Below are 11,104 nucleotides of genomic sequence, written 5' to 3'. Positions count from 1 at the left end.
AAACCTAGTATTCCCCATCCTGTTGCTATCGGGCCTGTTCTTCCTGTTCCGCCGTCCCACCAACATTGCCGCCGCCCCTGGACGATCCGCCGCCGCCCAATCCTCCCACCTGCGCCTATCGGGAGGATGTGAAAACATCAACGGTAGTACTATCCCTGAATGCAACGCCATTAGGGAGAACTCAAACACAGGAAACAATACAAGTTCATGAGAAGTTTGCAGAGTTTGCCCAATGGCAAAGTAAGCAAATCGTAGCCATGCGTGAATCGCTAGACAAAATCGAGAAAGGGGGGAGAATTCAGCGAGTTCTACAAACGGTAGATACAATCGCAACGTTGCATAATGCAGCAATGCTATCGCGCAATTTAGCATCAACACTAGGGGATGCATCCTCAACAGTTTTAACAGCAATCGGACGGCTAACAGGATTTGTTGATGCCGAACAAATGATCGATGTAAATGAAATCCTGAGAGAAAGTACCGATGAATTCCTGAAACGCGCTCTAGGGGAAGAAGTCTGGAATGGTACCAAGCAAAACTGGATTAAGTTTAACCGCATCATCTCAACCGCATCTAACATCGTTTGGAGCATTAGGAGCATGATGGATTCAGCTCAAAGCATTGCAGAATGGACTGCCGAGAATACAGGCAGAATCGGCAACGCTTTGAAAAATTTCGGAGTAGTCGGTGAACGTGCTTATCCATGGATGGCTGAACGGGTAACCGCGCAAACAGCATGGCAACGCAAATTCGAACGGGTTAGAGAGAATCTAGAGAGCCTAGATGATGCAGCATCCAGTTTGACCGGGGTAGCAGGTGAAGTGATTAGCATCCAGGATGAATTCCAGCAGCTAACACAACAGAAGGATGATTTCAAGAAAGCCATAGAGGATGGCTTACCCAAGCCAGCTACAGAGAACAAACCGACCAAAGACGCGGCTGACGCAACCAAGACAGCTAGCGCTGGGCAAGATGTAACTGACAGTGACCTAGGGAGAAACGAAGATGCCACTGCCTAACGGTTTTTCAGAATGGGAACATCTGCAAAATCAGATTTTACGAATCCACAACAAACAGGTTAGGGATTACTTTAGCGACATCACTGTAGATGACGATCTATCGACTCCCAGAAGTAGCCTGCGTCATGCCTGCCTGATGAAAGACGAGGATACTTCCGTGATGACTCAATTGCGGTTGTGGTTGTTTGAAGTGACCGCTGGTCATGCAAAATCATTGCAGCCCGACATCTACGGCTTACCCGTCACCACATTTCAGGAACGCTACACCTTCGCGCCCCAGGTTCAACTTTATTTCCTTGAGCCTGCAACCCAGACAGAAAGCGGATACCCACAGGTAGAGGGTGAGATTTCCTTTAGGTTGACAGAACCTGAGTATGAGAACGTCACGCCAACTGAAGCGCGTAACCTTGCGCGTAGGATTAAATCAGTTTTGGCTACGCCTCCATTTGTCTGGAAGAAAGGTCGAACAATGTGCACTTACAAGGACGCAAAAAAAGGCTACAACTTGAAACTTTATGTGACATCTGAAACTGAGGCAAGACGAGTTATTGAGCAAGTCCTAGATATTCGAGCACACACCCCTGACTGGGACTATTTGACAGTTCACGAGTCCAAACGGAACTTTCCCATTGTTCCCCCATCTAAAACGATTTACGGCAAATCTCGCAGACTCCCAAGGCAACGGCCACGAGCGGACGTAAGGTTCAGATACGCAGCATTGCATCTGCATGGGGTTCCGAATGCAATCAACTTGGTCACAGTCGGAGGTAGTCGGAAAAAAGCCCTAGAGACTGCGTAGAATCGCGGATAATTGCAAAAATTTTCTGGATACCTTAAGGTATCCGGTTGAAAAAAACAGCTAAAAACCTGTGCTAGAACGGTTTACAACGAACTAGATGGGAACTCCTATGTCTCGACGTAAATCAGTACGGGAACTTGAACGCGATTTGCAGTACGCTCGCGCCCGTGAAGCCTATAAACCACCCCTACGGGAAGACGGCACAGTCAGCCAGCGACGCCCTAAGCAACCAGTCCAGTACAACAGCATCTTTGGTGCTCGCCCCTTCACCGTGCAAGGTTCCGAAGCTGGGATAGCATTCTTCGGCGGAATTGCAGCGCTGGGATTGTCGAACCCGGATGTCGTCGATCCGGTTGCCCCCCGTGGCTTCCGCCCCACGCTAATTAAAGCGATGCAGGCCGATGGTACGCCGGAAGTTGTGCGGGCCCGTGGCAGTGGACGGCCCTATATCCGCTATGCCCGTGGCACCCGTGGTAGTAGCGTTCAGAGTACGTTTAGCGCGCCTATTTCCGATACTGGGGCAGCGGCTACTGTATCCGGGGTGCGCTCGAAATTCGATACAGTCTCAGACTCTAAAAAAGCCACCGTAGGGGCCTATGGTCGGATCTGGATTGAATGGGAGAAATACCCGTTTGCTGAATCCGGGACTGGGAACGGGGTAGGGTAATGAGAACTAGCCTAGAATCTCACCTGGCTACTATCTGGGTTCCTGGGATGTCCCAAGCCGATTGGGATGATGAGGTTCAGGCCATGATGGATCGGACGTACATCGTTAACGAGTTCATGCGAGGGAATGTAGATCCAGATTCCTTCCTAGACTGGATTAACGAACGCTACGCCGATCCGCTGGAAGTCTTTGGGCTGTGGGTGCCGGGATGAGCCTGATAGTCCGGTTAAGCGATGCGGGGAACTGGCGATTGATGTTCCTCCAGACCTTCCAGGGGGATATCAATAGCTGGCGAAATTACCGCATCCCAGCGATCGACATCATTGAAATCCCCTTTACGATCGCAGGGCGAATCTTGACGATCGGGGCAACTTACATTGAAGCTAGGCCAACCTGGAGAACGGCTGGAACCATGGTTCAGGAGGTTGCTGCGACTCTAGACGATACCCTGGTATTTCCTGGGATTAGTGGAGGCAGCACAGCGATCGACACCGCTAGACGGAACATCCCGCTTAACACCACAGCCTTACAGATATTCCCGCGCTACGCCTCAGAACATCGCTATCGATTTGAGCCTAATGGCTGGATACCCCGCCTTACCCTAGGGATTTGGGAGTACATCGGCACAGAAGGTGATGAGATAGCGGATCAATTGGAATCAATCAAGGTTGACTTGACCCGAATAGAAGTGAAAGTAGACGGTTTAACCCCATGATGAATTTTGCTCAACTAGGTGAGAAACTTCCAGCCGAGGCGGTGGTTTGGGGAGGGTTTGGCCTCCCCTTAACAATCAATGCGAACCGCGTCACGGGGGATTCAGTCACGCCTGAAACAAATGTATTAGAGACATACGCCAAGCTGCTCGAAGCGGCGGTACAGTTTCAGACAGACCTGAACCAACAGCGATCGCTCTTAGGATTGCCCCCCGTGGCGATCGTTGCGAAGACGATCGGAGCCGAGGACGGGAACCCAACTTTCACCTATTCCCTAAAGGTGACGATCGCGGCGGGAACAGCCCTGGATAACCTATTGATTCCCGATACAACTCCGGCGCTATAGAGTCGAGAACAGGGTGCCTCTGCCAGCTAACCCTACCCACTGATAAGAACCCATGTCCCCGGTACTACGCAGACAGGCGGCTTTATTTTTTCGAGATTTGGCGCAAGGGCACATCGAATCATATGAGATTTTGATTGCCACGTTGGACGTGTTGAGGGAACTAGCTGAGAGCGAAATCAGCCTAATCAAAGCGATGGAGGTGCTGCGTAGTGGATCTGAATAGTCTATTGGCGGTGCTCACCTTTCTAGGTGGAGGTATAGCGGGAATATCGGGCACGTTGTGGGGGATGGCCCAATGGTACGCTAAGGCGAAAAACAAGGAATACGCGGCTCAACGCGATTTCGCCCACTTGAAGCGGAACCAGGAACAGCAGGCCGAAAACATGCGACAGATTATGGAAGAAGTCGAACTTCTAAACCGGGCTGTTATTCGCCTGGAGACTTTAATCACAAGCTTTTTTGAGCGCAAAAGCGCCCCCTCATAAGCCCAAGGTCGCAGGTTCAAATCCCGCCTGAGCCATAAAATAAAAGTAAGGTGTGAGAACTAAGCTTAAGTTAATTGCTAGCTCAGGATTTCGATCGGTTCATCTTGCCTAGGGCCATAACGTTCAGCCTTGGCGAAGATAGGAGCTGACGCACTTCTAGCCAGTTGCAGGTAGCTGATACCACGATCGATGGGTACATCACCCCAGTGCTGCTTTTGAGCCCTGACCGCTGCCCTGCCCACCAATGTCTGAAATCGGTTTTCGGGCAAAAGTGACCTGGATAGTTAGTTTCAATGGGATGCCGTATTCCCACCCTAAACCATTGCGTACATCATTCATCAATTGACGATCGCCAAAGTCTCGGTCAGCCAGCCACACTAATTTTTAGGTTCACTACAAGGATAAGCACACAGTCTGGCGAAAGGTTCTAGTGATCGGCGCGATCGTTTAGTTCAACATGAGCATCCATGTTTACAGATCCACTAATATAGCAATCCGATCTGATTGATGAGCAGATGCCGGCTCAAAGCCTTGAAGCCTCTGGATAGCTCTCTCACTATTCACGTCGGATTGCTATACCAAATTAATTGATCAATGCTATAGAATCCATTTGAGATCTTTTTAAGTGGCTAATCGTTTCACCATCAGGCGGATGAAACAGACATTGAGCTTGGTTCGATCGTGTTCCAGCGTCCACTCAAAGTTCTTGACCAAATTCTTGCAGCGTTCCACCCATGCGTTAGAGCGTTCAATCACCCACCGTACCGCCACCGGGACAAACCCCGATTTTCCTTGAGCAGCCTTTTCTGCTTTCGTCGGTTTAGCAGACCGTTCGAACTGAATTTTGCTCATGATCTCAGGATAAACCTGCTCCAAAGCTGCTTGAATCTTGTCAGGATGATAACCGTGGTCAAGCATAATCGTGATTTTGGGCAAGTCTAATGGCTTCTGCCGAAAGTAGTCGATGTTGTGAGTCAGCATCTCAATCAAGCCCTGGTCATCCGTCACACTCGCTGCAGTACAGTGGGTAAAAAAGGGAAATCCCAGACTATCAACGGCTAAATGGCGTTTGATGCCGTTGGTGGCTTTGTAGGAACAGAACCCTTTAGAGGCAACACTGGCGTTACAAGTATTCTTGACGGCTTGTGAATCAATGATGATTAGCGTTGTCCATTGACTTTTTTTTTAACTTGAACCCGAACTTGTCCATGCAATGCCTCCATCAATGAGTCAAACACACCGGCATCGCGCCATTGTTTGTAGTGCCAGTAGACCGTGGAATAGGGGGGAAAGTCTCGGGGCAAGTCCCCCCAGTTATAGCCACTTTTGAGTTGGTAGAGAATCGCATCGATGATCTCTCGCTGGCTCCAGTTGCAGGGACGAGTCCGTTTCTTTTTCGGTAAGATGTCGTTCAAGAGCGGTTCGAGAACTTGCCATTCGGCATCGCTGAGACTACTAGAGTAGGGCATGGTCAATCATTCACTGCACTCTCCCTACGCTAGTTGAACGGCCCTAGAGATGTCAAATGGGTTCTATAGGGAAGAATTGTTCGATTTTAGGATGTTCGACAACATATGATGCCGGGTTAATAAGTTGTCATCGATCAATTACTTTCAGACTGTAACCTGGAGCGATCGCTGTAATGTACTCAGTAGCATTTCTTGAGTAAATGGTTTAGCAATAAATTCTTGGAAGCCTGCTGCTTCCGCTTGGGAAACCACTTCAGTGGAATGCAAGCCACTCATTAAAATAGCTGGAACATCAGGCTTAAGCTGCCGTAAAATTTGCAGCGTTGATAGCCCATCCATCGTCGGCATCATCATATCCAACAACACACACTGAATTTGAGAAAGGTATGTATTGAACAACTCGATCGCCACGGTACTAGAAGTGGCTGTCAGAACTTGGTAATTATGGACAGTTAAAATATTCTGAATACTTTCACAAATAGTTGCTTCATCATCCACAACCAGAATTAACTCCTGTTGCCCTGCACGATTCAGCTCAGCATCTTTTGGAACGGACGGGACAGATGGGCAAGCAGGCAAAAAGATTTGGAACTGACTGCCTTGACCCACCTCACTCTGAACCCCAATAAACCCACCATGACTCTTGACAATACCCAAAACTGCTGAAAGACCTAAGCCTGTCCCTTGGCCAATATCCTTCGTAGTGAAAAAAGGATCAAAAATGCGATGCAAAATTTCCGGAGCCATCCCCGTCCCCGTATCGGAGATCGTCACCAACACATAATTCCCCACCTCCGCATCCAAATACAACCGCGCGATCGACTCATCCACAACCTGATTGACTAATTCAATGGTTAGAAGACCGCCCTGGGGCATGGCATCCCGCGCATTGACGCAAAGATTCATAAAAACCTGGTGTAACTGCGTTCCATCCGCATACACCGGCCAGAGATCCACTCCCATCTGCATTTGAATGTCGATCGTCTTCGGCAAAGTTTGCTGAATAATTTGAATAATTTCCTTTAACAAGTGACTAACTTGAAGAATCCCCCGTTGCCCCTCCATCCCACGGGTAAACGAGAGAATTTGCTTAACTAAATCCGACCCCCGATGGGCACTGGTTTCCAGCAAAGTTAAAAGCTGACGGTTACGATCGTCAAGATTGGGTAGCTTGATCGGTAACAGTTGCGCCACCGCCAACACTGGGGTCAGAATATTATTAATATCATGGGCAATGCCACTGGCGAGGGTTCCCAAACTTTCCAACCGCTGCGCCTTCAGAAACTGCGCTTCCAGTTGTTTCTTCTCCGTAATGTCGATATGCACCCCCAGCATACGGCAGGGATGCCCCGATCGAGCCGCAAAGACCTGACTTTTCGCCGCGATCCAACGAATCTCTCCCTGGGGCGTCAAAATCCGAAATTCAATATCTAACGCCTGCTCCCGTTGTACCGCCTGCCAAAATTCCTGGTGCACCTGTTCCCGATCGTCGGGATGCAAGGTTTGCAGCCAATCTTCATAGCAATTATTGAATTGATCGATGGGATAGCCATATAGCATTTCCAGTTCTGGACTCCAGGTAATCTGATTCGAGGCGATTTGCCATTCAAAGGTACCAATTTTTCCTGCTTTTTGAGCCAGTTCCAAGCGTTCCTGAATATTTTGTCGTTCTGCAATTTCCTGAATCAGGGAATCATTCGCGGCTGCCAGTTCTGCGGTGCGTTCCTGTACCCGCAACTCTAAACTCTCATTGACTTCCCGCAGCACTTCCTGAGCCTGCTTCCGTTCGATCGCGTAACACAATGCCCGCACTAGTAAATCCTGATTCACCGTGCGTTTGACTAAGTAATCCTGTGCCCCGCGCCGCACCGCTTCTAGGGCTAATTCATCATCATTCGTATTTGTCAGGACGACGATCGGCAGCCTCGGCACCCGCTGGGTCAACGCATCCAAGGAACTCAACCCCTGACTATCCGGCAAGGTCAAGTCCAGCAAAATAATATCAAACGTGGCCGTCGCCAGTTGTTTCATCCCTTCACCGAGGCGTTGGGTATGGCAGAGGTGAAAACGTTGCAACACACTCCCCTTGAGGAATTCCTGGAGCAGACGCGCCTCCGCCAAGTTATCCTCAATCAAGAGTACAGTGACATCCATTTTCACGCGGGCTCGATCGCCGTGGGAATGGATGGAAGGATAGCCGTCTCTAACCAAAATTCCTCAATCCCCCGCACAATTTTGAAAAGTTGACTGAGGTTCCGGGACTTAGAAATATAGCAATTGACATGGAGATCATAGCTATGGGTAATGTCCTCCTCATTGCGCGACGTGGTTAAGACCACCACAGGAATATGCATCAGATGGGGATCGGATTTGATTTCCGCCAAAACCTCTCGCCCATCCTTGCGAGGCAAATTCAGATCCAACAGAATTAAGTCAGGGCAGAGGGCATCCTGAAATGCCCCCACTTGCCGCAAATAATCCATCGCTTCCATGCCATCACGCACAACAACGATTTCGCAGGGCGTGGTGGTGCTTTTGAGAGCTTCCTGAATCAGACGAATATCCGCTCGATTATCCTCAACCAAAAGGATAATTTTGCTTCCGGTGGGCGTTGGCATGATGGCGATCGCGTCCTCCTACGGGAATCGTGAAATAGAAGGTAGCCCCTTGACCCAGTTGGGACTCGACCCAGATCCGGCCTCGGTGACATTCCACAATCTTTTTACAAATGGCCAATCCCATCCCCGACCCCGCATATTCATCCCGCGTATGCAGGCGTTGGAAAATCACAAAAATGCGATCGCTAAACTGGGGATCAATGCCAATGCCATTATCTTTGACGGAGAACAGCCACTCCTCTTCCTGCCGTTCGGCGGTAATGTGAATCCGAGGTGGAACCTGGGGCTTGCGGAATTTGATTGCATTGCCGATCAGATTTTGGAACATCTGCATCAACTGTGTGCCATCAGCGACGATCGTCGGCATCGCATCGTAGGTAATCACAGCATCAGTTTCACTAATGCGGCTGCGCAGATTGCTCAGAGCTTGGTTCAGCGACGTTTCCACCTGAATTAACTGCCATTCCACCCCCTTCAAATCCACCTTGGAATAGGCCAACACATCATCGATCAGGGTTTGCATTAAACTCACCCCTTCCACTGCAAAATCAATGAATTCCTTAGCATCCTGATCCAGTTGCTGGTCATAACGCATTTCCAACAATTGCACATAGTTGGCCACCTGATTCAGCGGCTCCTGCAAATCATGGGAAGCCACGTAGGCAAACTTCTTCAGTTCTGCGTTCGATCGCTCCAAATCCTGGGCCAACAGCGCTAATTCTTCCGCTTGCCGCAGAACGATATTGACGATCGCCTTTTTCAATTCCAAAACGGCTTTAACTTCGATCGCCTGCCAGGGCAAGGACTTGAGATGCACCGTTTCCTTCCACAAATCAAAGGATTTGCGCGGACAGAGACGCAGGTCGTTACCCGACTGTTGCAATTCATAGGCATGGTTGGGATTGCCGCCCCAGTTCACCGTTTGCAGCACCTCTGGCCGGAACCATAGCACGTAACTCCGTTTGGAAATCGCGATCGCTAACAGGCCACTGGCCACGTCCTTAAACCGTTCTCCATCGGTGTAGAGCAACGGCAGAGAATCCGTATAAAACACGTCTTCTTCGATATTTTTTCCCAACCATTTGCCCAGGTAATTCAGTTCTTCCTCGGCGGGAGTCTGGCCGATCGTGGTCCAGCGTCCATTGAAATAGATCGCCGCACCCGTTGCATCCACCAGATCTAACAGATTGGGTTCGTGCTGGACTAACCCCGCAATGAAGTGATCGGCCTCGGACATTTGTTCAATCAACGCCGACTGCACCTGCGCCAATTTCGTGCGGTAGATGTAGTCCGCTTCTTCTTCCCGCGTGGCAATTTCCGAGAAAATCACCCGACCCAAAAATTCGCAGGCTTTGCGCAGTTCATAGGGCACAGGTTTGGGGGTGCGGTGGTGGCAGGCAATCAGACCCCAAAGTTTTTGATCCTTCATCAAGGAAATGGTCAAGGAAGCGCCCACGCCCATGTTGTGTAGGTACTCGCGGTGGCAACTGTAGGCACTGCGCAGGATGGATTGGGTGAGGTCGGTCGGTTGATGGGTAACGGGATTTTGGGCGGGATAGAGGTCGATCGGTTCCGCTTGGCTGTCGGGGATCACCCGAATCCAGTTGGAGACAAAGAGTTTACGGGCGGGTTTGGGGATGTCGGATTCCGGGAAATGCAAGCCCATGTAGGATTCCATTTCAGGTAGCTTATCTTCCGCCACCACTTCCCCGTGGCCATCGTCATCAAATTTGTACAGCATTACCCGATCGAAGTCCGTGACGTTGCGAACCTCCTGGACGATGATTTGATAGAACGCTTTCAGATTGGCTGTATTTTCCAGTTGATTAATGGACGCCCGCGCCAAGTGATAAAAGCTCAAAAATGGAATGTTATGTTGAGACAGCGCTGGCTCCAGTTCCGCCACCAGGAAGCCATCGGCACTGCGGTGGAAGACAGCATCAAAGACACTATACTGATCCCCTGCTAGCCGCACCCAAATTTTGGTGGGATTAATAAAGTCCAGGTTCTGATAGGACAGTCCCTGCCGCAGTCGATCGGTTTGGAAGGAATCCAGAATCTCATCCAGCGGTTTACCCAAAAGTTGTTCCGGGGTGATCCCCAAGAGCCGGGAGGCATTGCGACTGACTTGCAGCACCGTTAGCTCCGGCTCTTGCAACACCAGCAGCACCCCATGGGGCTGAATTTGCGTCAGGATATGAATGGAAGGCTGTTTGAGATGGGTGAGATTAATTTCTTCTGTCGCTAAGGAATGAACGTTAAAGGGAAAACTGGTCATGGTTTACACTACCCAACGTAGAGATATAGACAAGGTACGGAACCGTCAAGACGGGCAAGCGCTACGGCACAAATGACGCAATGATAATGACGGGATAATCACGAGGCGATACTAGGTGGTGCGAGAGGGCTCCACCTCAACCCGCTCTAATCTATTGACTAAATCCAATCGTTTACTAACTCCAATTCTGGATGAAGTGACTGGCCTAAAAGTGATTGGCCTAGAGGCAAATAAAAATTCCAACAACTCAAAAATTAAGCAAATAAAAATCGAATTTCTTTAAATCAAAGCAACCAAAAATCTCAACGAACCGATTTAGTTAAAACCGCCAGTCTTTGAACGAAGACAGTCACCAATGATCCGGAATCTGGACAGTCTCACGAGATGAAAAGTATGGTCGATCGCAGGTGAACTAAACCCCTCATTTCCCCGCTTAAGCAAGGGATGTGTGAATGGATGGTGTCCAGGTTTTCCTTAGGCAAGGAGCTAGGAACGCTCTCAATGAATAAGATTGTCTAAGATTGTCCGTCAAAGACAATCCCCGTCCCGCTATAAAGACCTATATTCCAACCAGATTTATTCCAATTGCATTCATCCCAACTAAATTTTCCAGCTAATTTCAGTCAATCAAGTTAATGAAGTGATATAAAGACAATTCCTGCTTTGAGCATATCCCAGGTTAGCAATGGCGAGTAGAGCAGAAACATTAA

The 11,104-nt window shown here is 49.4% G+C and carries 13 protein-coding genes; 8 read left to right on the top strand and 5 right to left on the bottom strand.

Going from position 1 to position 11,104, the window contains the following annotated elements:
- From ACN4EG_RS20770 to ACN4EG_RS20735, 8 genes are all read left to right on the top strand, one after another.
- Positions 1-211, top strand: a 211-nt coding sequence (locus ACN4EG_RS20770) for a hypothetical protein (protein ID WP_431632101.1), incomplete at its 5' end; no start/stop codon positions are given.
- A 46-nt stretch (positions 212-257) separates the two neighbouring features.
- Positions 258-1,019 carry a hypothetical protein gene (locus tag ACN4EG_RS20765; RefSeq protein WP_431632100.1) on the top strand — a complete coding sequence of 254 codons (762 nt, stop codon included), beginning with the start codon at positions 258-260 and terminating at the stop codon, positions 1,017-1,019.
- On the top strand, positions 1,006-1,818 hold the full coding sequence (locus ACN4EG_RS20760; RefSeq protein WP_431632099.1) for a hypothetical protein: 813 nt from the start codon (positions 1,006-1,008) through the stop codon (positions 1,816-1,818). The genes ACN4EG_RS20765 and ACN4EG_RS20760 overlap by 14 nt, the downstream gene beginning before the upstream one ends.
- A 109-nt stretch (positions 1,819-1,927) precedes the next feature.
- The gene (locus ACN4EG_RS20755; RefSeq protein WP_431632098.1) at positions 1,928-2,485 is read left to right on the top strand and encodes a hypothetical protein; all 558 of its coding nucleotides are present in this window, start codon (positions 1,928-1,930) and stop codon (positions 2,483-2,485) included.
- Between the two features lie 47 nt (positions 2,486-2,532).
- A complete protein-coding gene (locus tag ACN4EG_RS20750) occupies positions 2,533-2,697 on the top strand; it encodes a hypothetical protein (protein ID WP_431632097.1) in 165 nt (54 codons plus the stop codon).
- Positions 2,694-3,200, top strand: a complete 507-nt coding sequence (locus tag ACN4EG_RS20745) for a hypothetical protein (RefSeq protein WP_431632096.1) — start codon at positions 2,694-2,696, stop codon at positions 3,198-3,200. Before ACN4EG_RS20750 ends, ACN4EG_RS20745 begins: the two co-directional genes overlap by 4 nt.
- Positions 3,197-3,544, top strand: a complete 348-nt coding sequence (locus ACN4EG_RS20740) for a hypothetical protein (RefSeq protein ID WP_431632095.1) — start codon at positions 3,197-3,199, stop codon at positions 3,542-3,544. Before ACN4EG_RS20745 ends, ACN4EG_RS20740 begins: the two co-directional genes overlap by 4 nt.
- A gap of 209 nt (positions 3,545-3,753) precedes the next feature.
- Positions 3,754-4,029 (top strand): hypothetical protein, encoded by a 276-nt coding sequence (locus tag ACN4EG_RS20735; protein ID WP_431632094.1) that lies wholly within the window; start codon positions 3,754-3,756, stop codon positions 4,027-4,029.
- Positions 4,030-4,650: 621 nt separating this feature from the next.
- Here ACN4EG_RS20735 and ACN4EG_RS20730 read toward each other — a convergent pair.
- From ACN4EG_RS20730 to ACN4EG_RS20710, 5 genes are all read right to left on the bottom strand, one after another.
- Positions 4,651-5,184: a transposase gene (locus ACN4EG_RS20730; protein ID WP_431632102.1), complete on the bottom strand. Its 534-nt coding sequence runs from the start codon at positions 5,182-5,184 to the stop codon at positions 4,651-4,653.
- Positions 5,185-5,189: 5 nt separating this feature from the next.
- Positions 5,190-5,498, bottom strand: a complete 309-nt coding sequence (locus ACN4EG_RS20725; RefSeq protein ID WP_431632093.1) for a transposase — start codon at positions 5,496-5,498, stop codon at positions 5,190-5,192.
- A gap of 144 nt (positions 5,499-5,642) precedes the next feature.
- Complete coding sequence (locus ACN4EG_RS20720; RefSeq protein WP_431632092.1) at positions 5,643-7,709, bottom strand: hybrid sensor histidine kinase/response regulator; 2,067 nt, start codon at positions 7,707-7,709, stop codon at positions 5,643-5,645.
- A complete protein-coding gene (locus ACN4EG_RS20715) occupies positions 7,655-8,116 on the bottom strand; it encodes a response regulator (protein ID WP_431632091.1) in 462 nt (153 codons plus the stop codon). Before ACN4EG_RS20715 ends, ACN4EG_RS20720 begins: the two co-directional genes overlap by 55 nt.
- On the bottom strand, positions 8,076-10,394 hold the full coding sequence (locus ACN4EG_RS20710) for an ATP-binding protein (protein WP_431632090.1): 2,319 nt from the start codon (positions 10,392-10,394) through the stop codon (positions 8,076-8,078). Before ACN4EG_RS20710 ends, ACN4EG_RS20715 begins: the two co-directional genes overlap by 41 nt.
- Positions 10,395-11,104: the final 710 nt, after the last annotated feature.

Origin of the sequence: Alkalinema pantanalense CENA528 (assembly GCF_050753345.1) — a bacterium.
Lineage (GTDB): Bacteria > Cyanobacteriota > Cyanobacteriia > Leptolyngbyales > Leptolyngbyaceae > Alkalinema > Alkalinema pantanalense.
This window is presented reverse-complemented; position numbering and strand designations above follow the sequence as displayed.

Coding starts and splice junctions, on each gene's coding strand:
- ACN4EG_RS20745 (WP_431632096.1), top strand. CDS start 2,694: ATGAGCCTGATAGTCCGGTTAAGCGATGCGGGGAACTGGCGATTGATG.
- ACN4EG_RS20710 (WP_431632090.1), bottom strand. CDS start 10,394: ATGACCAGTTTTCCCTTTAACGTTCATTCCTTAGCGACAGAAGAAATT.
- ACN4EG_RS20760 (WP_431632099.1), top strand. CDS start 1,006: ATGCCACTGCCTAACGGTTTTTCAGAATGGGAACATCTGCAAAATCAG.
- ACN4EG_RS20750 (WP_431632097.1), top strand. CDS start 2,533: ATGTCCCAAGCCGATTGGGATGATGAGGTTCAGGCCATGATGGATCGG.
- ACN4EG_RS20765 (WP_431632100.1), top strand. CDS start 258: ATGCGTGAATCGCTAGACAAAATCGAGAAAGGGGGGAGAATTCAGCGA.
- ACN4EG_RS20715 (WP_431632091.1), bottom strand. CDS start 8,116: ATGCCAACGCCCACCGGAAGCAAAATTATCCTTTTGGTTGAGGATAAT.
- ACN4EG_RS20725 (WP_431632093.1), bottom strand. CDS start 5,498: ATGCCCTACTCTAGTAGTCTCAGCGATGCCGAATGGCAAGTTCTCGAA.
- ACN4EG_RS20755 (WP_431632098.1), top strand. CDS start 1,928: ATGTCTCGACGTAAATCAGTACGGGAACTTGAACGCGATTTGCAGTAC.
- ACN4EG_RS20740 (WP_431632095.1), top strand. CDS start 3,197: ATGATGAATTTTGCTCAACTAGGTGAGAAACTTCCAGCCGAGGCGGTG.